General features: G+C 59.9%; 20 protein-coding genes. 10 read left to right on the forward strand and 10 right to left on the reverse strand.

The window, feature by feature from the left end; all coding sequences use genetic code 11:
• Nucleotides 1-97: 97 nt before the first annotated feature.
• Nucleotides 98-2,212, reverse strand: coding sequence for a phosphocholine-specific phospholipase C (locus M0D68_RS02165; RefSeq protein WP_200620659.1), 2,115 nt, complete (start codon nt 2,210-2,212; stop codon nt 98-100).
• Nucleotides 2,213-2,276: 64 nt separating this feature from the next.
• Between M0D68_RS02165 and M0D68_RS02170 the strand changes: the two genes are divergently transcribed.
• Nucleotides 2,277-2,444, forward strand: coding sequence for a hypothetical protein (locus tag M0D68_RS02170; RefSeq protein WP_167378427.1), 168 nt, complete (start codon nt 2,277-2,279; stop codon nt 2,442-2,444).
• A gap of 128 nt (nt 2,445-2,572) precedes the next feature.
• Here M0D68_RS02170 and M0D68_RS02175 read toward each other — a convergent pair whose 3' ends face one another.
• Nucleotides 2,573-2,992 (reverse strand): hypothetical protein, encoded by a 420-nt coding sequence (locus M0D68_RS02175; protein ID WP_200620660.1) that lies wholly within the window; start codon nt 2,990-2,992, stop codon nt 2,573-2,575.
• A gap of 269 nt (nt 2,993-3,261) precedes the next feature.
• Between M0D68_RS02175 and M0D68_RS02180 the strand changes: the two genes are divergently transcribed.
• Nucleotides 3,262-4,506, forward strand: a complete 1,245-nt coding sequence (locus M0D68_RS02180; protein WP_266223656.1) for an acyl-CoA dehydrogenase family protein — start codon at nt 3,262-3,264, stop codon at nt 4,504-4,506.
• 78 nt (nt 4,507-4,584) lie between these two features.
• On the opposite strand, the gene M0D68_RS02185 is transcribed toward M0D68_RS02180, so the two are convergent.
• From M0D68_RS02185 to M0D68_RS02195, 3 genes are all read right to left on the reverse strand, one after another.
• Nucleotides 4,585-5,625 carry a sigma-54-dependent Fis family transcriptional regulator gene (locus M0D68_RS02185; protein ID WP_266223954.1) on the reverse strand — a complete coding sequence of 347 codons (1,041 nt, stop codon included), beginning with the start codon at nt 5,623-5,625 and terminating at the stop codon, nt 4,585-4,587.
• A 71-nt stretch (nt 5,626-5,696) separates the two neighbouring features.
• Nucleotides 5,697-6,926, reverse strand: a complete 1,230-nt coding sequence (locus tag M0D68_RS02190) for an acyl-CoA dehydrogenase family protein (RefSeq protein WP_200619024.1) — start codon at nt 6,924-6,926, stop codon at nt 5,697-5,699.
• A gap of 112 nt (nt 6,927-7,038) precedes the next feature.
• Complete coding sequence (locus M0D68_RS02195) at nt 7,039-7,260, reverse strand: hypothetical protein (protein WP_093637005.1); 222 nt, start codon at nt 7,258-7,260, stop codon at nt 7,039-7,041.
• Nucleotides 7,261-7,466: 206 nt separating this feature from the next.
• Between M0D68_RS02195 and msuE the strand changes: the two genes are divergently transcribed.
• The 8 genes from msuE (at nt 7,467) to M0D68_RS02235 (ending at nt 15,314) form a co-directional block, all read left to right on the forward strand.
• Nucleotides 7,467-8,048, forward strand: a complete 582-nt coding sequence (gene msuE, locus M0D68_RS02200; RefSeq protein ID WP_200619023.1) for an FMN reductase — start codon at nt 7,467-7,469, stop codon at nt 8,046-8,048.
• 28 nt (nt 8,049-8,076) lie between these two features.
• The gene (sfnG, locus tag M0D68_RS02205; protein WP_093636999.1) at nt 8,077-9,180 is read left to right on the forward strand and encodes a dimethylsulfone monooxygenase SfnG; all 1,104 of its coding nucleotides are present in this window, start codon (nt 8,077-8,079) and stop codon (nt 9,178-9,180) included.
• 2 nt (nt 9,181-9,182) lie between these two features.
• Nucleotides 9,183-10,328, forward strand: a complete 1,146-nt coding sequence (locus M0D68_RS02210) for an AMP-binding protein (RefSeq protein WP_200619022.1) — start codon at nt 9,183-9,185, stop codon at nt 10,326-10,328.
• 18 nt (nt 10,329-10,346) lie between these two features.
• Nucleotides 10,347-11,126, forward strand: coding sequence for an ABC transporter ATP-binding protein (locus M0D68_RS02215; RefSeq protein WP_200619021.1), 780 nt, complete (start codon nt 10,347-10,349; stop codon nt 11,124-11,126).
• A 13-nt stretch (nt 11,127-11,139) separates the two neighbouring features.
• The gene (locus M0D68_RS02220; protein WP_256457020.1) at nt 11,140-12,021 is read left to right on the forward strand and encodes a branched-chain amino acid ABC transporter permease; all 882 of its coding nucleotides are present in this window, start codon (nt 11,140-11,142) and stop codon (nt 12,019-12,021) included.
• Between the two features lie 8 nt (nt 12,022-12,029).
• A complete protein-coding gene (locus M0D68_RS02225; protein ID WP_266223657.1) occupies nt 12,030-13,097 on the forward strand; it encodes a branched-chain amino acid ABC transporter permease in 1,068 nt (355 codons plus the stop codon).
• Nucleotides 13,098-13,221: 124 nt separating this feature from the next.
• On the forward strand, nt 13,222-14,517 hold the full coding sequence (locus tag M0D68_RS02230) for an ABC transporter substrate-binding protein (RefSeq protein WP_234487558.1): 1,296 nt from the start codon (nt 13,222-13,224) through the stop codon (nt 14,515-14,517).
• 2 nt (nt 14,518-14,519) lie between these two features.
• A complete protein-coding gene (locus M0D68_RS02235) occupies nt 14,520-15,314 on the forward strand; it encodes an ABC transporter ATP-binding protein (RefSeq protein ID WP_266223658.1) in 795 nt (264 codons plus the stop codon).
• Nucleotides 15,315-15,365: 51 nt separating this feature from the next.
• On the opposite strand, the gene M0D68_RS02240 is transcribed toward M0D68_RS02235, so the two are convergent.
• From M0D68_RS02240 to M0D68_RS02260, 5 genes are all read right to left on the reverse strand, one after another.
• A complete protein-coding gene (locus M0D68_RS02240; protein ID WP_200619016.1) occupies nt 15,366-17,300 on the reverse strand; it encodes a bifunctional diguanylate cyclase/phosphodiesterase in 1,935 nt (644 codons plus the stop codon).
• 245 nt (nt 17,301-17,545) lie between these two features.
• A complete protein-coding gene (gene alr, locus M0D68_RS02245; protein WP_266223659.1) occupies nt 17,546-18,613 on the reverse strand; it encodes an alanine racemase in 1,068 nt (355 codons plus the stop codon).
• A gap of 213 nt (nt 18,614-18,826) precedes the next feature.
• Nucleotides 18,827-19,960: a lactonase family protein gene (locus M0D68_RS02250; protein ID WP_266223660.1), complete on the reverse strand. Its 1,134-nt coding sequence runs from the start codon at nt 19,958-19,960 to the stop codon at nt 18,827-18,829.
• A 332-nt stretch (nt 19,961-20,292) separates the two neighbouring features.
• A complete protein-coding gene (locus M0D68_RS02255; RefSeq protein WP_266223661.1) occupies nt 20,293-21,237 on the reverse strand; it encodes a helix-turn-helix domain-containing protein in 945 nt (314 codons plus the stop codon).
• A 230-nt stretch (nt 21,238-21,467) separates the two neighbouring features.
• Entirely contained in the window at nt 21,468-21,764 is a 297-nt protein-coding gene (locus M0D68_RS02260; RefSeq protein ID WP_266223662.1) for a porin, read from the reverse strand.
• Nucleotides 21,765-22,481: the final 717 nt, after the last annotated feature.

Below are 22,481 nucleotides of genomic sequence, written 5' to 3' on the forward strand. Positions count from 1 at the left end.
TCTCACGAACTTCGCGCCTTGTCGCCAAATGTAAAATTGACTTACCACTTTGCCGCCGACCCGAAATGACATTGAAAGAAATGTCCACTCTGTACGCCTAAATCGCCTTCGTCACCGGCGCAGTGGCAGCAGGATCGGTGATGCTGGCGTGGCCTGTTTCCACGTGACCTGCTATGCGCCGCAACCAGCCCGCATTGCCTGCAACCATCAATTGAAAGTCATACCACTGACTGCTGCATGACAAGTCCCAATGCGCCTCCACACTGCTTGCCGCAGGCACGGTCAACGTGCGCGGCGCCTGTCCATAGACGACGTCGCTTACGGTGACCGTGAGTGACTTGGTCCCAGCATTGGACACTGTCACGTAGACGTTGCCGTTGGCCACGTCGTAACAGGTCACGACATCCGGCTTGGCTGCAGCATCTGCAGTGGACGAACCGGCGAAGCGCCGGAAGTAACCGTTCGGGCCATAGACGCTCACCAGATAATTACCGTTCGCGTCGAGTGCCCACGTATCGGTCAATTGCTTGCCGGCCTCGACGGTATAGCGGCGCGGCATCGCGGTCGGGTCACCCGTGTACACCCAGAAATGCGCGCCCTGCGTGCCGGTGTTCGCAAACGTCAGCGCGTACCCTTGCGACTGCAACTTCCCGTTCACATGCAATTCGTACGGCAACGCCCGCGCGGGCCGCGTGCCCGCTTCCTGCGCCGTCACCAGCTGCTGAGCCGTGCTGGCCGGCGCAGCCTGCGCCGTGGAACGCGCGCATTGCAGATCGGCCTGTGCAACATAGGTTTGCGTGCTCGGCAGCGGCGGCACGGCCGCATCCGATTTCGAAAAGTCGAGCGCCGTGGTCAGGTCGCCGCAAACGGCACGGCGCCACGGCGAGATATTGGTCTCGACTACGCCGAAACGCTTTTCGATGAATTGCAGCACCGACGTGTGATCGAACACCTGCGAGCAGACAAAACCACCCTTCGACCACGGCGACACGACCGTCATCGGTACACGCGGCCCAAGGCCGTACGGCAGATTGTCGGCGGTATACGTGCCGGCCTGCGAGGCGGTCACGACGTTGTGCCGTTCGAGCGAGATGTCCACGGTGCTCATGCCGGAGCCGGGCACTGTAGGCGCCTGCGGCGGCACCACGTGGTCGAAGAAGCCGTCGTTCTCGTCGTACATGATGAACAGGACGGTCTTGCTCCACACATCGGGATTCGACGTCAGCGCGTCAAGGATCGTCGAGATGTAATTAGCGCCGTAGAGCGGCGTGAACTTCGGATGCTCCGAATACGCGGCGGGCGGCAACAGCCAGGACACTTGTGGCAATGCGCCGGCCTGCACGTCAGCCTTCAACTGTGTCAGCGTGCGCGTGCTCATCCCGCGGTTTTGCAGCGACGAACCCGCCGGTGCGTTCACGAAATTCTGGAACGAGGCCAGCATGTTCGTGCCGTAGTTGCCGGTGAAATTGTCGAAACCGGTGCCCTGCTGATAAATCTGCCAGGAGATGCCGGCCGTTTCCAGCCGCTCGGGATACGTGGTCCAGTTGAAGGGCTGCAGTTTGATCGTATCGAACTGGTTGTCGATGTAGTCGGTGTTGTCGAGTAGCGGCCCGCCACCCGTGGCAAGCGGGTCGACCATCCCCGTCATCAAATACATGCGGTTCGGATGCGTGTTACCCGGAATTGAACAGAAGTAGTTGTCGCACACCGTGAAGGCGTCGGCGAGCGCGTAGTGGAACGGAATGTCCTCGCGCACGTGATAGCCCATCGTCATGTTGGTCTTCTGCACGGCCCACTTGTCGGCGCGGCCGCTGTCGATCGCACCGTGCGTGGTGGCCCACGTATGCGGCAGGCCGCCGATACATTGCGCGTTGACGTTCGGATTGGTCGTGTCGTAGCGGAACGGCGCGATCACCTTCGTCTGATCTTCCTGACGCGGCTGGAACCATACCGGCTGGCCGTTCGGCAGCGTCACAGGGAAACGGTCGTTATACCCGCGCACGCCACTCAGGTGACCGAGATAGTGGTCGAACGAGCGGTTCTCCTGCATGAACACGACAATGTGCTGCACGTCCTGGATCGTGCCCGTGACCGAACTCGGCTCGATCGCCAACGCCTTGCGAATCGATTCGGGAAACAGGGTGGTGGCGGCAGTCGCGCCCGCCAGTCCGGCGGACAGCTTCAGAAAATCTCGACGAGTTTTGGTGACCATGCGATGGACCTAATTTGAATTCTGGACTCAGGAAGCAGGCGGGACGAAGCCCGGCGGGCAGCTCATGCGCGCGTTCACAACGGTGGCGTTGCCGCATGCTGCCTTGGCCGGCGTGGACGATACGCCGTCGCTGCATGCGCCAAGCAGCGCGGTCGCAGCAACAGAACAGATGAGCGCAAAAAGCCGGAATGCCGACGTCGGCATGGAGGTCTCCGTGGAAATGAATGACTGACGGACGCGATCGCGCGTCGGCAACCGCCGCGCTCTGGCGCAAGCGGTGCCGAGACAATAGTTTCGATTTATTACACGCGAGTGTCGTGCCGGAAAGCAGATGGACTACGTGTAACCGCCGTGTAACCGCTAGCGCCTGGGTGGCTGCGGGTTATTCGCGGGATTCGTATCGAACCGGGCGACGCTATTAATGCCATCGTCACTGATGAGTGCAGTCAATTCAGCTTCCAACACGTCGGCGATTTCCTTGCCGTATATCTCGTCGCCATTCAGGTAGACAGTGAATGATTGCAAGTACTTCGCTTTCTTCTCCGGGTTCTCAATTGTCTGCCGGGTCCATTGATAAAGCGGATAGTTTTCCAAGCCCTGCTTTTCCGCTTCATTCACGTAGTCTGCGAAAGCGTCGAATTGACATTTCAAAGTCGCGTTGTGCTTGCCCAGCACATTGCGAAGCGCAGCATGCGAGGCACCGGCCGGGTCTGTGCGCAGATCGTTTGCAAGTTCGGGTGAGACGGTGATTCTTAGCTGGAATTGCCAGGTGGGTTCCATGTGGACCTCGTTATCGAATCATGAGCGCACGCTCGTGGATATTCAGGAAGGTAGCATGGCCGTGATCCAACGTATCCAGTCCAAACTGCTGTCAGACAAGCAGCCCATCAGCACACTGCTCGCAATCCAGCAGCCTGAAACTCCGATATCGTCTATCGAGGGGCAAGGCAGGACGCCCGCCTCGATGGCATAGCTCGTGCTTTGTAGTCCATATGGTCAAGAGCGCAATCGCTCTGCCTTACTCCACCAATCGACTTAAGACCAAGCGCATGACATCACAAAACCCGCGTGAAAAACACCCGCTTTCGTACGGCACAGACTACGAACAGTTGGCTGCTAGGTTCAGGCCGATCTTCAACCGCATCGCGGAAGGCGCGCTCGAACGCGAACGTACTCGTGCGCTGCCGTACGAGCAGATTGTCTGGTTGAAGGAAGCGGGGTTCGGCTCAGTCAGAGTGCCGCGCGAACACGGCGGCGCCGGCGCGTCGCTTCCGCAACTCGTGCAGCTTCTGATCGAACTGGCCGAGGCCGATTCGAGTTTGCCGCAAGCGTTGCGCGGCCATTTCGCCTTCGTCGAAGACAGAATCAACGCAGCACCCGGCGCCGCACAGGATAAATGGCTGCAACGCTTCGTGGCGGGTGAGATCGTCGGTAACGCGTGGACCGAAGTCGGTGCGGTCAAGATCGGCGACGTGATCACGCGTGTCTCGCGCCACGGCAACCAGTGGGTCGTCAACGGAACCAAGTACTACAGCACGGGCAGCATTTTTGCCGACTGGATCGACGTCTACGCGCAGCGCGACGATAACGGAGCCGACGTCATCGCAGCAGTGAGCACGCATCAGTCAGGCGTCAAACAAAGCGACGACTGGGATGGCTTCGGTCAGCGCACCACTGGAAGCGGGACGTCCGTATTCGAAAATGCCGTGGTCGAAGAAGAGAACATCATCGACTTCGCCACGCGCTTCAAATATCAGACTGCGTTCTATCAGCTCGTGCTGATCGCCGTAATTGCAGGTACGGGGCGCGCCGCCTTGCGCGACATCTCACATGAAGTACGCAAACGCACCCGTGTTTACAGCCATGGAAACGCGCCACGCGTCAGCGAAGACGCCCAGGTGCAGCAGGTGGTGGGGCAAATCGCGGCACGCGTGTATGCAGCAGAAGCGGCTGCTGTGCGAGCCGCGGAGCCGTCACAAAGAGCATATGAAACGCGCGTCGGTGCGGACCGTGATGCTGAACATGCGGCGAACGTGGCGGCCGAAATCGAATCGGCAAAAGCCCAGGTCGCCGTGGCCAGTTTGATTTTGCAGGCGACCACGGACCTTTTCAATGCACTCGGTGCTTCGGGCACTAGCGAAAACAAACTATTGGACCGCCACTGGCGAAACGCGCGGACCGCTGCGTCACACAATCCGCTGATCTATAAGGAGCGAATTGTGGGAGATTGGGAAATCAACGGCAAGGAGCCGCCCTTCGTCTGGCAGATTGGCAATAGCAGAACTGCGGCATAGTCGGCTACCGCAGCGGCATGTGGACCGGTCTCGCGGCCGGTCCGCTTCAACCTCCAAAGGCATGCAACGCAAATGAGCCTACTTCTGCGCGGAAATCTGCTTCGCCCGAATCAAACGCGCCCGCAACACATTGCGACTAATGCCCAGCAGCCTCGCCGCCTGAATCTGATTCCGGTAGCAGAAGTCGAACGCCACGCGCATCACCGTGTCTTCGATCTGTTCGAACAGATTGCCTTCCGCATGATCGAAGAGATGACGCAATGCCCCCTCCAGCCCTTCCAACGGTGTAGACGCAACGGGTTCGACAGCCGCTCGTCGCGCGGCATGAATCCCGAACGACGACATCTGCAGATCGCCCTCGCCTAACGAATCGCTGCGGCACACCAGCAACGCGTAGTGAATGACGTTCTCAAGCTCGCGGATATTGCCGGGCCAACTATGTTCCAGCAGCTTTCGCTCCGCGCGCGGTTCGATGTCGACCGGACCGTAGCCCAATCGGTTCCGGTACTCTTCAATGAAGTAGCGGGCCAGCGGCAATATATCGCCGGGCCGATCGCGCAACGTCGGCACAGCCAGATGCACGACATTCAGGCGATAAAACAGGTCCTCGCGGAAATGGCCTGCCGCCACCGCATCCTGCAGATGCACATTGGTCGCCGCCAGCACGCGCACGTCGATCGGAATGCTCCGGCGCGAGCCGAGCCGCACGATCTCGCGTTCCTGCAATACGCGCAGCAGCTTGACCTGCATCGATAGCGGCAGATCGCCTATCTCGTCGAGAAACAGCGTCCCGCCATTGGCCGCTTCGAACCAGCCAGGCTTGGCGCAGAACGCACCGGTAAACGCGCCCTTCTCATGCCCGAATAACTCGCTCTCCACCAGCGACTCGGAGAACGCCCCGCAATTGACCGCCACAAACGGGCCATCCTTGCGAGCACTCAGGTTATGCACATGACGCGCGACCAGTTCCTTACCCGTCCCCGTCTCACCGATCACGAGCACGTTAGCGTCGCTCGGCGCCACCATGCGAATACGTTCGAGCAAGGCCAGCGATTGCGGGTCCGAGAAGACCTGCGCGGTCGCGCGAATCGAGGTGGTCAGCGTGCGCTTGTCGGGCATCGTCAACAAAGGCGGCACTTCCGTTCGCGCGACGGCAGGCCGGTCCGGTAACACGTGATGGAGTGAATAGTTCATGAGTAGAAGCTCGGCGTCGGATATCGTTGCGTCAGAGCCCATTCGCCGATTTCTCGAAGCTTATAGGCAAGCGGATCGTGAAGCGTATGCGTGCGCAAATTTCGCCAGTGACGGTCTAGCCTCAACGCGCCATGGGTCGCACGCGCGCCGGCCACGTCAAACATACGGGTACAGATGGTGAGCCCGATTTCTGTGGCCGCAACTTTGGCCGTTGCAACCGCCAACGCCACGTCGCCGCGCTCGGCGTCGGTCAGCGCATCCGCTCGAATCCATGCCGCATCGAAACGATCGGCCGCGCGGTCGGTCAACAGCCGCGCCGCCTCGAGGCCCGCCCAGAACTCGCCATACTGGCCCAGGATATAAGGATCCGCGGCCGTGGTTTGCACGCCGGACGTATGCCACGGACGCGCCTCATGAAGCGTGTAATGACGGGCGTCGTTGAACGCACTTTCGCCGATGCTGAGGTACACATTCGTCAGGATCAGCTGAGCGAGTAAGGGCCGCAGACACGCAAAAGGCGTCGACAGCGGCCCTGGGTCGGTCAGAATCTCGTGGTTCTCCACTCGCACCTTTTCCAGCGTCACCGTACCGCTATCCGTTTGGCGCTGACCGATGTTGTTCCAATCCTCCGCGACGGAAATGCCCGTGCGCCCGGTGGGTACCGCCGCGATTAGCAACGCCCCCGTATCGGCGTCTCGCGCAGACGCGATCAGCATTTCGGAATCGAGCGCGCCGGAACAGAAGCTCTTCTGCCCGCTGAACTCGCGCCAGTCCGCGTGCGAGTGGCTCACGGCCCGTTCATCGAGCGGGTTTAACGCATTGCCCCAGAACCATTGACGGCGCGCAGTCTGCTCGAACCAGGCGCGCCACTGCGCCGACGAACCGAACAACCGCACCGTCGCCAGCATCAGATGATGGAAGCCGAATACATGTCCGAGCGAACTGTCGGCCCGGCCAAGCGTGCGCACGACATCCAGCGTCTGCCGCCAGTTCGCCCCGAGACCGCCGTGCGCCTCCGGAATGCTCATCGCCAGAAGACCACTGGCGCGCAATGCGTCCCGCTCCGCTTTCGGCGTCCCACCTCGCGCGTCGCGTTCGGCGGCGGTTAGCGCAAATAGGGTCGCGAGCCGCTGCGCGATCTGCAGCGGCGTTTCACTGACCGATGCTGTCTCCGCGTCCGGTAGCAGACAAGCCGGCGCGTCCGGCAGTACGTAGATCGAATTCATATGCGCAAGGACACTCACTCCGCTACACGCGGGCGTGGACCGTCATCTGTTGGCTGACGGGCGTTGAACGGCACTGATCAGGGTTGCTTCCTCAGAAGCGTATTCTGACCATCTACCGCGACTTCCGATGCATTTTGTTGTGGTATCCAAAGTCGAATTGCTGCTTACGCAGCAGCATCGGTATGGATGCTGCCTCTGCACCAGCACCGCTCTCACACATTGCCTCCCAGGCAGCAGGCCCGTTGGAATACTGAAAGCTCTCGCGTCCCTCTCCAACACCCTGCGCTGCTTCTCCAGCAGCAGCGCCGAGGCCATCTTGCTTCGCCAGCTTCATACGTCAGCCTGCAATGGTTCCATGCCACCGCGATATGCGCGGCAGCAAAAACCGCAAACGGTTATGCCATTTGACTTGGCGCGCGATCGGCGTTGGCTCGCACATTCGTCCTCGTCCCGTCTTGTCACGCAAAGCCGGATGGCACGGTATTCGCTAAATAAGCGGCACTCCCGATTAATTTGCTTTCGTCTGAAAGGATCGTTCGAATGGGTAAGAGATTGAAAGTAGTCGCCGTCTCCGGTGGATTGCAACGGCCGTCGCGCACCCTCGTGGTGGTCGAACGCCTGCTTGCCGCGCTCGGCGACGCGCTGCCGATCGACACGCATCTCGTCGAGCTGGGGCAGATCGCCTCCAGCCTCGCCGGTGCGGTTCAGCGCTCGCAGGTCCCTGCCGACGTGGCCGCGCACATCGAGACCATTGAATCGGCGGACCTGCTGATCGTTGCGAGCCCGGTGTATCGCGGATCGTATACGGGACTCTTCAAGCATCTGTTCGATCTGGTGCACCACGAGGCGCTCATCGACGTGCCGGTTCTGCTCGCCGCAACGGGCGGCAGCGATCGCCACGCGCTCGTCATCGATCATCAATTGCGTCCGCTGTTCAGCTTCTTTCAGACTCGCACGTTACCGATCGGCGTGTATGCGTCTGAAGCGGATTTCAACGGCTATGCGATCTCTAACCCGGCACTGGAGGAACGCGTTGCACTGGCGGTGACACGCGCGCTCCCATGGCTGCATGCCGGACGCCTACCCGCCTCTTTCCCGCAAGCCGCAACGCTGGCTGCCTAAATCTCTTCATTCAATCATCAGGAATACCATGAGCCAGAACCATTCTCACGACGACGCCGTCAAGTTCGCCTACTGGGTGCCCAATGTCAGCGGCGGTTTGGTTGTCAGCACGATCGAGCAGCGCACGGACTGGAGTCTCGAGTACAACCAGAAACTCGCACTCACCGCGGAGAAGGCGGGTTTCGAATACGCGCTGAGCCAGATCCGCTTTACCGCCGGATACGGTGCGGAATATCAGCATGAGTCGGTGTCGTTCAGTCAGGCCCTGTTGCACGCCACAACCAAACTCAAGGTGCTGGCGGCGATTCTGCCAGGTCCGTGGCACCCCGCCGTTGTCGCCAAACAGATTGCCACCATCGACCATATTTCCAACGGCCGTATTGGGATCAACGTGGTGAGTGGCTGGTTCAAGGGTGAATTCACCGCGCTCGGCGAACCGTGGCTCGAACACGACGAACGCTATCGCCGCTCGCACGAATTCATCGAGGCACTCAAGGGCATCTGGACCCAGGACAATTTCACCTTCAAGGGTGACTTCTACCGCTTCAACAATTACACGCTGAGTCCCAAGCCCGTGCAGAAGCCGCATCCGGAAATCTTCCAGGGCGGCAGTTCACGCGCCGCACGCGACAACGCTGCGAGCGTTTCCGATTGGTATTTCACCAACGGCAACACGCCGGAGAACCTGAAGGCACAGATCGACGATATTCAGACCAAGGCAGCAAAAAACAATCACAAGGTGCGCATCGGCGTGAATGCCTTCGTGATCGCCCGCGATACCGAAGAAGAAGCCAAGGCCGTGCTCGCCGACATCATCAAACACGCGCACGTCGAAGCCGTGCATGCGTTCGGCGACGCCGTCAAACAGGCCGGCAAGGCTTCGCCGGAAGGCGAAGGCAACTGGGCCAAGTCGAGCTTCGAAGACCTCGTGCAATACAACGACGGCTTCCGCACCAATCTCATCGGTACACCACAGCAGATTGCCGAGCGCATCGTCGAACTGAAATCGATCGGCGTGGACCTCGTGCTGACCGGTTTTCTCCATTTCATCGAAGAGGTGGAGTATTTCGGCAAGCGGGTCCTGCCGTTGGTGCGTGAGCTCGAACTCAAGCAGCAGGCCAAGGCCGCCTGATCATGACAAACGCACAGCCGTCGACGCTGCCGGACTGGCTGCGCCATCAGGCGCAGCAACGGCCGCACGCTATCGCATTGCGGCACAAGCGGCTGGGCACGTGGCACGCGTTGTCGTGGCAAGACGTCGCCACGGCGGTCGAGCAGTTGGCCGCCGGTCTCGCGCAGCAAGGCTTCGCGGCGGGTGACGCGCTGCTGCTCGTCAGTCATCCGCGCGAGGAGGCGCTGCTACTGTCGCTGGCCGCGCAATGGAACGGTGGCATCGCGATACCGCTCGACCCGCAACTCACCGACGACGCGTTGCGCTCAGTGCTCACGCATATCGCGCCGCGCTTCGTGTTCGCCGAAGACGACGGCCAGATCGATCGCCTGCTGACGTATGAAGGTTTGCGCGTGATCGATGCCAACCCACGCAATCTGGCGTCGCATCCGCATGCCGCGGTGACTGACTATCGAGCGTTGTCGGTCCACAACGAGAACGGCTTTGCCTCTGCTGCTCGCCCCCATGACGACGCATTCGCCTTCGTGCGCCTCGATGCCGATGGGCAGCTCGTCGAACAGCGTTTCCCACATGCGACACTGGTGCGTGAAGCACAGCAACTCGTCGCCACCGAGAAACTGAACGCGGACGACGAAGCGTTTGCCGCACGCGCATTCGCCGCCGCCTCCCAGGCGCGTTACCTGATTGCACCGTGGGTCCTGAGCGGCTTTCGTCTGAATTTTCCGGAGTCGCTCGCGACCCGCGACAACGATCGCCGCGAACTCGCGCCCACGCTCGTAGCAGGCACGCGCGAAACCTACGCCCGGGTGGCACAGCTCGTCGACGACCGTTTGCCCGGTGCACGCTCATGGCGGCGCCGTCTGATCAATCGTGCGCAGCGCAAACAGGGCGGCCCACTTGCTCGTGCGCTGACGTGGTGGCTCATCACCCGTCCGTTACGCGAAGTGATCGGTTTTTCGCGCACGCATGCCGCGCTCGTCATCGGGCCGCCGCTCGATGAAAAAACCGCTGCGCTGTTCAATGCAATACGTGTCGATGTGCGCGCCTGGCCCGATACCGGCGACTGGCGGCGTGTCGAACCTAAACGTCAGGCCGTGACGCCGCAGCGCTATGCAACAGACGGCGCATCAGAACAGCCGGCCTATTGACGCATGACTCCACGTCCAATGACTTCATCCTCAAACGCCTTGCTCTCGCTCGACCATATCTCGCTGTCGTTCAAGGGCGTGAAAGCGGTCACCGATATCAGCTTCGCCGTGCACACGGGTGAGATCTGCGCACTGATCGGTCCGAACGGCGCGGGAAAAAGCTCGCTACTCAACGTGATCAACGGCGTCTATCAACCGCAGCAAGGCAACGTTAATTTCGACGGTCGCGTCTATCGGCGCATGAATCCGTATCACGCGGCGCACAGCGGCATTGCCCGTACGTTTCAGAACATCGCACTGTTTCGACGGATGAGCGTGCTGGACAACGTGCTCACCGGCCGCAATCTGCATCGGCGCAGCACATGGTTTGAGCAGACTTTGAGCATTGGCCGCGCGCCCCGCGACGAAACGGTACAGCGGCGTTATGCCGAAGTCGTTATCGAAGCGCTTGACTTGCAGCGCTACCGGCATACCACCGTCGGCACCCTGCCGTACGGCGTGCAAAAGCGCGTTGAACTGGCCCGCGCACTCGCCGCCGAGCCACGTCTCTTACTGCTCGACGAACCGATGGCCGGCATGAATGCAGACGAAAAACGTGCAATGGCCGGTTATGTACTCGACGCCAACACGCAATTCGGCGTGACTGTCGTGCTGATCGAGCACGACATCGGCGTGGTGATGGACCTGTCGGATCACGTGGTGGTGCTCGATTACGGCAAGAAGATCGCCGACGGCGCCCCTGCCGACGTGCGCACCAACCCGGACGTACTGGCCGCTTATCTCGGCACTCGTCACTGAGAGATTGAACGACATGGGATTTTTCCTCGAAGTACTCGTCGGCGGACTGCTGGCGGGCGTGATGTATTCGATGGTCGCGATCGGCTTCGTGCTGATCTACAAAGCGTCCGGCGTGTTCAATTTCGCGCAGGGTTCGATGGTGCTGTTCGGTGCGCTTACGTACGTGAGCCTCGTCGAGCGGCACGTGCACCCCGTGCTGGCATTTGCGATCACGTTAGCGGCCCTGGTGCTGATTGCGTTGCTGATCGGCCGGCTCGTTTTGCGACCGCTGGTGAATCGGCCGCCCATTGTTCTGTTCATGGCGACGCTCGGCTTGAGCTTCATTCTCGAAGGCGCCGCGCAACTATTCTGGGGCGCCCAGGTGCACGGTCTGGACCTCGGCATCGACGACAAACCGCTGAACCTGGCCGGCGTCATGATTAGCCAGTTCGACGTCTTTGCCGCGGCGACCGCCGGCGTACTGGTAATCGGCCTGTCGCTTCTGACCCAGCGCACGCGGCTCGGGCTGTCGCTGCGCGCAGTCGCCGACGATCCGCTCGCCGCGCTCGCTATCGGCATACGGCTGCCGCGCGTGTGGGCGATCGTATGGGCTCTCGCCGGCTTTGTCAGCCTCGTGGCGGGGCTCCTGTGGGGCGCTCGGCTCGGTGTGCAGTTCTCGCTCTCGCTGGTGGTGCTGAAGGCGCTGCCGGTGCTGATCATCGGCGGGTTTTCGTCGATCGGCGGGGCGATTGTCGGCGGCCTGCTGATTGGCGCGTCGGAAAAGCTTGCCGAAGTCTATGTCGGCAGCCTGCTCGGTGGCGGGATCGAAAACTGGTTTCCCTATCTGCTCGCGATGCTATTCCTGCTCGCGCGGCCAGTCGGTCTGTTCGGCGAACCCGCCGTTGAACGCGTGTGAGGCTCGCTATGTCATCTCTTCACACCACGCAGAACACACTACGTCGGTTCAAACCGTACTCGCTGCAATTGCCGGGGCTAAAGCTATGGTTCGCGGCGATTCTCGCGCTGATTGCGTTCGTCGCCGTGCCGATCCTCGGCAACGACTACTGGCTCAATGCCATTCTGATTCCGTTCCTCGTGCTGTCACTTGCGGGACTCGGGCTGAACCTGGTTACGGGCTACGCGGGCCAGCTCTCGCTCGGCTCCGCGGCGTTCATGTCGGTCGGCGCCTATGCCACCTACAACCTCATGGTGCGGGTGCCGGGGTTGCCGCTGGTCGTCGACCTATTGCTCGGGGGATTGATCACTGCCGCCGTGGGCGCGGTGTTCGGTTTGCCGAGTCTGCGTATCAAAGGCTTCTACCTGATCGTCTCCACGCTGGCTGCGCAGTTCTTTGTCGAATGGATCTTCACGCGAGTCAGCTGGTTTTCCAACAACGACACCTCGGGCGTACTCAGCGCGCCCCGCCTGACGGCATTCGGCTGGAAAATCGACACGCCGGCCGCACGCTATCTGCTCGTACTCGGCGTCACCACCGTCCTTTTCATTCTTGCGACCCGCCTCGTGCGCAGCGAACTCGGCCGACGCTGGATGGCCGTGCGCGATATGGACACAGCCGCACGCGTGATCGGCATCCCGACCGGCCGCACCAAGTTGCTCGCCTTCGCGCTGAGTTCATTTGTGATCGGCATTGCCGGCGCGTTGTGGGCATTTGCCTATCTGGGCACGGTCGAGCCGCACGGCTTCGATCTCAATCTGTCGTTTCAGGTGCTGTTCATCATCATCATTGGCGGCATGGGGAGCATCGGTGGCAATTTTCTCGGGGCGGCCTTCATCGTGTTGCTGCCCATTCTTCTCTCCAATGCCGCAGGCGCACTAGCCACCATCGGCATTGAAGCCGGTCAGTTGCAGAACCTGCAGAAGATCCTCTTCGGCACGCTGATCATCGTTTTTCTCATCAAGGAACCGGACGGACTCGCAAGACTGGTTCAGACCGCGTGGAATCGTCTGCATGACTGGCCGCTGCGCCCATGACTTCGCTTTCACGCATCACCCTTTAATCCATCGTTTATCCATTCAAGGTCCATCCAGTATGAATTTCATCGACTCCTTCAAAAGGCGCGGGACAGTCTCGCGCGTCGCCGCTGCCGCGAGCCTGATGCTTGCCCTTACCGCCGCATTTGCGCCCACCGCGCAAGCTGCGGGCGAAGAATACTTCCCGCTGCAAAGCTACCGCGTCGGGCCGTATGCGGCGGGCGGCAGTGGCTTCTTCGGCGGCTTTATCGACTATATGAACCTCATTAACAAGCGTGATGGCGGCGTCAATGGGGTCAAGCTGACGTGGAGCGAATGCGAAACCGAATACGTCGTGGAAAAAGGCGTGGAGTGCTACGAGCGACTCAAGAGCGGCCTGAACGGCGCGCCGGCTGCGGCGACCAATCCGCTCTCGGTCGGGATCGCCTATGCGACGCTCGATCGTTCGACCGTCGACAAGATCCCGCTCGTCACGATCAATCACGGCCGCACGGATTCCACGGACGGCGCAGTATTTCCGTACGTGTTTCCGCTTCAACTCAACCCATATAGCGAAGTCTCGGCGATCGTGAATTACATCGGCCAGCAGTCAGGCGGATTGAATCAGCTGAAAGGCAAGAAGATCGTGGTGCTCTACCATGGTTCCCCTTATGGCCGCGAGACGATTCCCGTGCTCGATGCGCTCTCCAAGAAGTACGGCTTCGAACTCACGCAGATCGAAGTCCCGCATCCGGGTAATGAACAAGGCTCGCAGTGGCTCACTATCCACCGGATCAATCCGGACTGGGTGATTCTGCGTGGCTGGGGCGTGATGAATCCGGTCGCGTTGAAGTCCGCGCAGAAGGTCGGCTTCCCGGCGAATCACATCATCGGCAACATCTGGAGTAATTCGGAAGAAGATGCGCGCCCGGCAGGCGACGCCGCGAAGGGTTTCATTTCGATTACCACGCATCCGTCCGGAACCGACTTTCCGGTACTTCAGGCGATCAATCAATATGTGATCAAACCCGGCAACGGCAACCTGAAGGACCCGGCGCGCTTCGGTACGGTGTATTACAACCTGGGCGTCGTCAACGGCATTCTCAACGTCGAAGCGCTGCGCGTGGCTCAGGCCAGGTTCGGCGACAAACCGCTTACGGGCGAACAGGTGCGCTGGGGGTTTGAGCACTTGAATCTCGACGACGCGCGTCTGAAGCAGTTGGGTGCGTACGGCCTGGTTCAACCGCTGAAGCTCTCATGCTCCGATCACGAAGGCGGCGGCGCCGTCCGCTTCCAGCAATGGGACGGTCAGCAATGGAAGGTGATTAGCGGCTGGGTTCAGGCCGATCGTGCACTGTTGCGCCCGATCATCGAGAAATCGGCGAACGCGTATGCCAAGGAAAAGGGCATTACGCCGCGCGATTGCAGCAAGGATCTCTGAGCATGAGCGCAGCCCCGATTCTGCAGGTCGAGGACATCGCCGTGACCTACAGCCAGCTCATTCCGGCATTGCGCGGCGTTTCGCTGACCGTGCCGTCCGGCGCCATCGTCGCCTTGCTGGGCGGCAATGGCGCGGGAAAAACGACCACGCTGAAGGCCATCTCGAGCCTGATTCGCGCAGAACGGGGCGAGCTCACGTCGGGCCGCATCGCATATCGCGGCGATGCGATTACCGATGCGGACCCGTGGACGCTCGCCGAACGCGGCCTCGTTCAGGTGCTGGAGGGACGGCGCTGCTTTGCGCATTTGTCCGTGGAGGAGAATCTTCGGCTCGGCGCGTTCGTGCGGCGGCCTGCCCGCGCTGATCTCGAGGTGGATCTCGAACGTATCTACGGCACCTTCCCGCGACTCAAGGAGCGTCGTAAGGCGCTTGCAGGCTATACGTCCGGCGGCGAACAACAGATGGTCGCGATAGGCCGCGCGTTGATGGCGCGGCCTTCCCTGGTGTTGCTCGACGAACCGTCGATGGGGCTCGCCCCGCAAGTCGTCGAAGAGATCTTCGAGACGGTGGCAGCACTCAATCGCGACGACGGCGTCAGCTTCCTGCTGGCAGAGCAGAATGCAGCGATCGCACTGCAGTATGCGCAGTCCGGGTATGTGCTCGAAGGCGGCCGCGTGGTTGCGCATGGGAAGGCAGAGACGCTGCTGGAACTGGATACGTTGCGCGACGCCTATCTTGGACGTGGCCAATCCGCCACGAGCGGCACGCGCAGAAGGTCACGCCACTCTGTCCTGTGACTGGTCGGCCAACGCCGCGGAAACTAATATCATGCCGGTCGATAAAATCTCTCAAGCCTTATCCGCGGAATGCGCAGCCAGCCTTTTTTCGAGGTGCGGGATCTCTTCACTCCGGACCGGTTTGCCCAGAAGAAAACCCTGAGCGTGCGTGCATCCGCAGACGCGCACGAAATTCAACTGCTCCTGCGTCTCAATGCCTTCCGCCGTAGTGGGCATGCCGATCTCTCGTGCCAACGCCACAATCCCGCGAACCACGGCCGCGGATTCGCGTCGATGCACGGACTCTTTTACGAACGAGCTGTCGATCTTCAGCTTGTCGAATGAGAAGCGCACAAGCGTCGACATGGTTGAGAATCCTGTGCCGAAATCGTCGAGCGCGAGGCCGATTCCCAATGCGCGAAGGTTCTCGACGTTGTGCCGGGTGACGATATCGTCGCTCAACAATACCGTTTCCGTGACTTCGATATTCAGGCGCGCGGGCGGCAATCCCGTCTTGCTGAGGATCGCCGCAACCGTCGACGCGAACGATTCCTCCCGCAATTGCACCGGCGAAACATTCACGGCAACGCTCACTGCATCACGCCATGTGACAGCTTCCGTACAGGATTGCAGCAACGCCCACTCACCGAGTGCGAGGATAAGGCCCGTACGTTCGGCCGTCGGAATGAATGAGGATGGGGAAAGCTCACCGCGCGTCGGGTGTGTCCAGCGAAGCAGCGCCTCACGGCCGGAAATCGTATCGTCGGCGAGATCGACGATCGGTTGATACTCCATGCGCAGATCGCTATAAGACTGCATCGCGCCTTCCAGATCGCTTCGCAGAAGGCTCAAACTTTCGTCGGATGCGTGCCTGACGGCATCGAAGATAGAGAAGGCACTTTTGCCACTGCGCTTGACGGCGTACAACGCGCGGTCCGCGCAGATCAGCAATTGTGGTCCCGTCTTTGCGTGCTCCGGATAGAGCGAGACGCCCACGCTCGCGCCGATATGCACCAACGCTTCGCTGAGTGTGAAAGGTCGCGCGAGCGTTTTGACGATACGGTCTGCCAGCAAATGGACGTCGCGGGTCAACGCCGTGCCGTCGGTAATGGCAACAAACTCGTCGCCGGCGAGGCGTCCGACCAGGTCGCCAGTCGGCAATACTTCACGCAATCGAATCGCCGCTTCCTGAAGGATCTGATCGCCGGCGGCGTGACCGAGGCTGTCATTGATCGCCTTGAAGCCGTCGAGGTCGATTAGTAGAACCGCAAATCGATGATTCTGCCGTAACGAGCCTGCCGCCGTACGTTCCAGCAGCAGCTCGGTAATGCGGGCGCGGTTAGGCAGGCCTGTGAGACTGTCCTGGTGAGCCAACCGATGACTGCTTTCGCGCGCCAGCAGTAACGCAACGGTGTCGCGATTGCTGCGCAATGCCACGGTAAAGAAGCCCGCCGCGCAAAACGGCGCCTGAAACAGCAGCACGAGCTTGCCGGAGCCGGGAGAAAGCGCCGCCCCGCAACCCAACAGCCCGAGAATGAACGAAATCTGGAGAAGCACCAGTCTGGGTGTGCCTGCATTGCGCCCGGCTAGTCCGCCGATCACACCCACGGCGCAAACGTTGCCGAGCAGAAAAAGCGTCTGATTTCCGCTGGTATTGCACAAAAAAGTGCCATAGCCGAACAGGACCGCCCAGAGAAGACTGGCAAAGAGAAAAGCTGAGGTAGGGGTTGGCAGATTGCGGGCACTGCGCTCGCAGCACAGCCAGATCAACGTGAGACGCGTTATCAGCAGCGCAAACACGGCGCCGCCCCACCACGCGTAAAGGGCTCTGGGATAAAGGTAGTAAGCGGTTGCGCAGACACTGATTTCGCAGATCGACGCAAAGACAATCGACGCGGTTCGAGTGAACAGGTTGGCAAGCAATATTTGCCGATTGTCGGCGCTCAGGTTCTGAGCGGAGGACACCACCCATTTGAAAAATGGAGACCTTGGTTCGCTGAAAGCCATGACCTGCGCATTTTTAATGGTTAATGGGTCGACTCGGACACGCCTCGCAATTATTACGTAAACACCCACTGTCCGTTACAACGCAATTGCGCTGGCTTATTAGACACCCTTATTAGACACCCTCATTGGACACCCTCATTGGACACCATTACGCCTGTCCTACAGGCAATGCGGCGGCGCCTCCCGTCCGAAGACGCGAGCATCCCTTGCGGATTGCTTCACGGTCCGACGAGAGATGCGGTCATTCAGGCTATTTCTACAGGCACCCGCTTTGCCAAAGCGCACATCAGCTCGTACCCGATCGTTCCGGATGCGTGAGCGACGTCATCGATCTTGACCTGGTCGCCCCACAGTTCGACCTTGGAACCGATCTGCGCATGCGGGCACGGCGTCAGATCGACCGTGAGCATGTCCATCGAAACACGGCCCACTACCTGCGTCATGACGCCGTCGATAGCGATGGGCGTACCCGTCGACGCGTGCCGCGGGTATCCGTCCGCATACCCGCATGCGACCACACCAATACGCATCTCGCGGTTCGCGGCGAAGGCGCGGCCGTACCCAACCGTTTCCTCCGCCGACAACGACTGCACACCGATCACTTCGCTCCTGAGTGTCATCGAAGCGCGCAAGCCCACGTCGTCAATGTGGCGCGACTGACCGGTGGGTGAACCGCCGTACAGCACGACACCTGGCCGCACCCAATCTCGATGCGCCTGGGGATGCCACAGAACGGCCGCTGAATTCGCGAGGCTTCGTTGACCCGGTATGTCTTGAGTCACCGCATCGAAGCGATCCATCTGCCATGCCACGTCGCCATCATCAGCATTCGCGAAGTGGCTCATCAACGTGATGTCCGCAATGCCCGCAATCGATCTGGCCTGCTCCCACGCGGCACGATACGCATCGGGCCGGAATCCGAGTCGGTTCATTCCGGAGTTCATCTTCAGATGCACGTTGACGCGTTCATGCGACGGCGACAAGCGCAACAGATCGAGTTGCTCACGACAATGCACAGCCATGGAAAGATCGAACTTCTGAGCGATTTGCACGTCACCTGGCTTGAACACGCCTTCCAGAAGAAGGACCGGCTTGGTCCAACCCAACTCACGCACACGGACTGCTTCGTCGAGATCGAGTAACGCAATGCCGTCGGCATCCGCGAGTGCCGGGAAAACGCGATCGATTCCGTGTCCGTATGCGTTGGCTTTGACCACGGCCCAAGCCCGTGATCGAGAAGCCCTTTGCTTGACGATGGAGAGGTTGTGGCTGACTGCGGCGGGATGAATCTGTGCAACGATCGGGCGTGGCATAGGAGGCGTTGAGGGCTAGTTTGGAAAGGGAATGAATGCCCGTTGGTAAAGACTGGCTTTGCGGCCTACAGGCAGATTTTTCCACTATCGTATCCAGCTAAAGCCAGTTTTTGTTACTGTATTGTTTGGATTTTTGGGTTTATCTATTGGCTGCTCGTTGCTGCTTGAAACCCTTCCCGGCGGTTCCGGAGATCGGTCCGCCGGGAGGGTCCATCACCTCACAAACGCGATACTGACAGGAGCAGGTATGTCGACCGATTGCCCGGTATCCGACACCATGCCTGACACCGGGTCGATGCTGAACACATTCACTTTGCCGCTGCGTTGGTTGGCGACCAGTATCCATTTTCCCGACGGGTGGATTGCAAATCCCCATGGCCTCTCACCGCCCGAGGACGTGCGCTGAACCAACGAAAGCTCTCCCGAATCGGGGCTAACGCGATAGACAACTAGCGCGTTTTCTCCACGGTCTTCGACATAGACAAAACGCCCGTCGTGGCTGACCGCGACCTCGGCGCCGCTTTTCACACCCTGAAATTGCGGGCTGCTTGTCGGCACCGATTGCACAAGCGTCAACCGCCCTTGCGACGCGTCCCAACGTAGCACCATGATCTCGGCAGTCAGTTCGGTCAGCAGATAAACGAACTGGCCATCCACGCCGAAAGCCAGATGGCGCGGACCGCTGCCCTGCGGGGCAATGAAAGACCGCGGATGGGCCGCATCGTCCGGCGACAACGTATGGGTGACCCTGTCAAAGCCGTAAACGAACACGCGATCAGCACCCAGATCGGGAACGAGTGCGTATCGGCCGGACGGATCGACTGCGGCGCTGTGGGCATGCGCGCTCGCTTGCCGCCGGTTCGGCCCGGAACCTGCCTCCTTGATCGTGGACGCGAGTGAGCCCAGGCTTCCGTCGCCGTTGACCTCGATGCTCGATACGGACCCACCGCCGTAATTGGCAGCGAGTAAGGTCATGGAGGGTATGTCCAAGCCCAGATTCGTGGTTCCGCTACCGCCTGTGGCGACCTCGTTCAATCTGGTGAGCGCGCCGGTCCCGCGATCCACGGCATATGCGGTGACACTTCCCTCTCTCGTATTGTCATCGTCGACCGCATAGAGGATCGGCAAGCGAGGATGCGCAGCGACCCATGTGGATTTCAGCCCCTCAGCAACCGGGCCGATGACGGTCAGTTTGCCGGTGGACGCGTCGAAGCGCAGCGCGTGAATCTGCCGCTCCTGTGTTCCCACGTAGACGAGTTCCGTTTGTGCATGTTCCAGTAACGTAGCGGCACTGTTGCGGCCGCTGTACATTCCGGCTAACAACGTAAGCGTTATAAATACCGCCACAGCTCCGTACCGCATCAACCTGTTTCTCTGGTGGGGCCGTGTCATAGTCCGCTAGCTTGGAGGTCAGATAGTGTGGGAAGAATGCACACGCAGTCTGGCTCCATATTGCTCAAGGAATGCGTGCGGGCAATCATCCGTTATTCCCGACCCCGGCTCACCACGACGCAATGTCGGTGAAAGCGATCAACGGTCTCAGCATTGTCAACGGGGTGAACGGGCTGGCTAAGCGTATTCGATTCGCCACCGCGCGTCCCTGCACAAAAATCAGATTCACTGGTATTTTTCGATCGCGCCTATTGCACATTCAGGGTCCATCCGAATCACAGCCCCACCTACTGCGACAGGACCTTGCGCTGAGCCTGCTGTCGAGCAGCGAGGCGAAACTGGCTTGGCGCTTGACCGACTTCTCTCCGGAAGAAACGCGTAAAGTACGCGGCGTCTGCAAAGCCAAGCCAAAAGGCGATCTGCTCCACCGACATGTCGCCGAAAATGAGGTTGCGCTTTGCCTCAGTGATAATGCGTGCGTGAATCATTTTTGTAGGGCTTTGCTCCGCAGCGGAAGCACAGGCCGCACGCAGTTGCACCAAGGAGATGGCCATCATTGACGCATAGTCCTGAAGCGGTAAGTTCTCCCGGTAATGTTCGTCAATCAACTTACGGAAGCGATCAACCTGGCGAACATCGTTGCGTGTTGCACCGTCATTGTCAGTCTGGTCCAAACGTGTTTCACGAACCAGCATGAGCAGAAGCGTCGTAAGCAGTGCTTCTGTACCGACCACATGGCCGACAGCATCTGACTCGACCTCCTGCTTAAGGCTCTCGATCAAGCTGGCAAACTCCATTCCCGCCTCGGCGGAATAGGAGAGTGGGATCATTCGGGGCAAGGCCCAGAGCGCGATGAACTCACGGAGTTTGGCGTTAACCTGCGTCAGATAGGCTACCTCGATCGTCACGACCCATCTGTCAGCGTCGATCTCATAGTCGAGACCGTGAACGCATTCGGTCGGCAACAGCAAGGCACACGGACCCTCGAATGGCACACTGCTACCCTCGAGATTCATTACACCGCGCCCGCTACGAACGAATATCACCTGGCCATAGGCAGGATGCGCGTGAGGTTCAGTGCGCCAGCGGCCCCGGTCGGTGACATGCCCAACGTGTACAAACCAGTTTTCATCCTCAGGGCGTTCAACGTACAAACGGACCTTTGGAACGGTTGTCAGCATTGTTTTGGGGATCGATTTGGGCTGGTACTTTGCCACGGCACTATGTGTCATAAAGTCTCCTTGGCCGCCGAATCGATTGGGTAGCGGCCGTCATTGACATTCCGGCCTTACGCAGAAGACTTCTGGCGCTGATTCCGCGCGGTCCTTATTTTTTCGATTCCATCATAACCCTCTCATGGAGCCGCGAAAACAGCCCATATTTTTCCATACATTTCGGCGAGGCATGACCTGCGATTTACCCGAACGATGGCATCGATCTCCCGGCACCGATGCCGTCACCATCAGAATCTATGCAACATTCCAACGATGATGCCGCGCGTGTCAGCGCCCGGCGCGACCGCAATACCGGTATACCCGGTGCCGTTGAGCGTGAATTGCGCGCGATTCCGATTCTGGATAAACCCAGTAGAGCCATATAGAGTGGTCAGCCTGGAAAGGGAGTAGGAATAGGTCAAGCCCACTTGCTGTGCGTTGTTCCCCTTGCCTGTTTGATCATGCGCATAACCATACATAAGCGAAAGCTGGTCAGCGGAACTAAACGAGTACGAACCCGATGCTTCGTAGACGTCACGCTTCACGCTGTTATCGATCTGATGCTCCGTATGGTATGCCAGATAGAACCGGGCAGCCCCCACCCGACAGAGCCCCCTGCATTGAAAATCTTCAGGATTGAGGTTCCGGCCGCATTGGCCGCCTGTTCATATCCTGCAGCCGCACGAAAGGGCCCGTTCGCGTAGCGGACTGCCGCGTTCTTGACCTGACGCATCGACGCAAGCGCATGCGTCTCGATGAGATGGAGCCCATGGCGCGCGTGGACTCGATTCGTGCGCGCTGTTTGCGCCGCGCGCACAGATCCGGGCCACGTGCCACTGCATATGTATTTTCTGGGCGACGTGGCACGGTCCGATTGCCGGACCGTGTATTCATCCTGCGCGTTCGCCATCGCGCGTGGACGATTCGAAGAAGGCTCCAGTCACCGGACGCACTGGCTTCGAAGTGGGAATATTGGATGTGCGATCGCACGTCCCTACACAAAAACTAGATTCACTGGCATTTTTTCGAGCAATTCAGCGAAAGGGTCTTTCGCCGACGAATTCAATGACTGGCTCCCGCCGTCGCATCGCGTTCACCGCACAGTTCACTTCGCCGACGATCTGCCGCAGACACCCCCTCCACCACGCGACAAAAAAATGCCAGCGAATCTAACTTTTGTGTAGAGGCAGCCGATCGGGCGTCCCATACCATTCGTTACAACCGCGACAGAATGATCTGCGTTGAATTGCTCAGCCAGTTGC

It is taken from the genome of Paraburkholderia sp. SEWSISQ10-3 4 (assembly GCF_030464785.1).
Taxonomy (GTDB): domain Bacteria; phylum Pseudomonadota; class Gammaproteobacteria; order Burkholderiales; family Burkholderiaceae; genus Paraburkholderia; species Paraburkholderia aspalathi.

What these genes read in the sequence shown, in the direction of transcription:
- M0D68_RS02225 (WP_266223657.1), top strand. Translation starts at nt 12,030, where the DNA reads ATGTCATCTCTTCACACCACGCAGAACACACTACGTCGGTTCAAACCG.
- M0D68_RS02235 (WP_266223658.1), top strand. Translation starts at nt 14,520, where the DNA reads ATGAGCGCAGCCCCGATTCTGCAGGTCGAGGACATCGCCGTGACCTAC.
- M0D68_RS02230 (WP_234487558.1), top strand. Translation starts at nt 13,222, where the DNA reads ATGCTTGCCCTTACCGCCGCATTTGCGCCCACCGCGCAAGCTGCGGGC.
- M0D68_RS02210 (WP_200619022.1), top strand. Translation starts at nt 9,183, where the DNA reads ATGACAAACGCACAGCCGTCGACGCTGCCGGACTGGCTGCGCCATCAG.
- M0D68_RS02170 (WP_167378427.1), top strand. Translation starts at nt 2,277, where the DNA reads ATGCGCGCGTTCACAACGGTGGCGTTGCCGCATGCTGCCTTGGCCGGC.
- M0D68_RS02215 (WP_200619021.1), top strand. Translation starts at nt 10,347, where the DNA reads ATGACTTCATCCTCAAACGCCTTGCTCTCGCTCGACCATATCTCGCTG.
- M0D68_RS02190 (WP_200619024.1), bottom strand. Translation starts at nt 6,926, where the DNA reads ATGAATTCGATCTACGTACTGCCGGACGCGCCGGCTTGTCTGCTACCG.
- M0D68_RS02165 (WP_200620659.1), bottom strand. Translation starts at nt 2,212, where the DNA reads ATGGTCACCAAAACTCGTCGAGATTTTCTGAAGCTGTCCGCCGGACTG.
- M0D68_RS02255 (WP_266223661.1), bottom strand. Translation starts at nt 21,237, where the DNA reads ATGACACATAGTGCCGTGGCAAAGTACCAGCCCAAATCGATCCCCAAA.
- M0D68_RS02220 (WP_256457020.1), top strand. Translation starts at nt 11,140, where the DNA reads ATGGGATTTTTCCTCGAAGTACTCGTCGGCGGACTGCTGGCGGGCGTG.
- M0D68_RS02185 (WP_266223954.1), bottom strand. Translation starts at nt 5,625, where the DNA reads ATGCCCGACAAGCGCACGCTGACCACCTCGATTCGCGCGACCGCGCAG.
- M0D68_RS02175 (WP_200620660.1), bottom strand. Translation starts at nt 2,992, where the DNA reads ATGGAACCCACCTGGCAATTCCAGCTAAGAATCACCGTCTCACCCGAA.
- sfnG (WP_093636999.1), top strand. Translation starts at nt 8,077, where the DNA reads ATGAGCCAGAACCATTCTCACGACGACGCCGTCAAGTTCGCCTACTGG.
- alr (WP_266223659.1), bottom strand. Translation starts at nt 18,613, where the DNA reads ATGCCACGCCCGATCGTTGCACAGATTCATCCCGCCGCAGTCAGCCAC.
- msuE (WP_200619023.1), top strand. Translation starts at nt 7,467, where the DNA reads ATGGGTAAGAGATTGAAAGTAGTCGCCGTCTCCGGTGGATTGCAACGG.
- M0D68_RS02240 (WP_200619016.1), bottom strand. Translation starts at nt 17,300, where the DNA reads ATGGCTTTCAGCGAACCAAGGTCTCCATTTTTCAAATGGGTGGTGTCC.
- M0D68_RS02195 (WP_093637005.1), bottom strand. Translation starts at nt 7,260, where the DNA reads ATGAAGCTGGCGAAGCAAGATGGCCTCGGCGCTGCTGCTGGAGAAGCA.
- M0D68_RS02180 (WP_266223656.1), top strand. Translation starts at nt 3,262, where the DNA reads ATGACATCACAAAACCCGCGTGAAAAACACCCGCTTTCGTACGGCACA.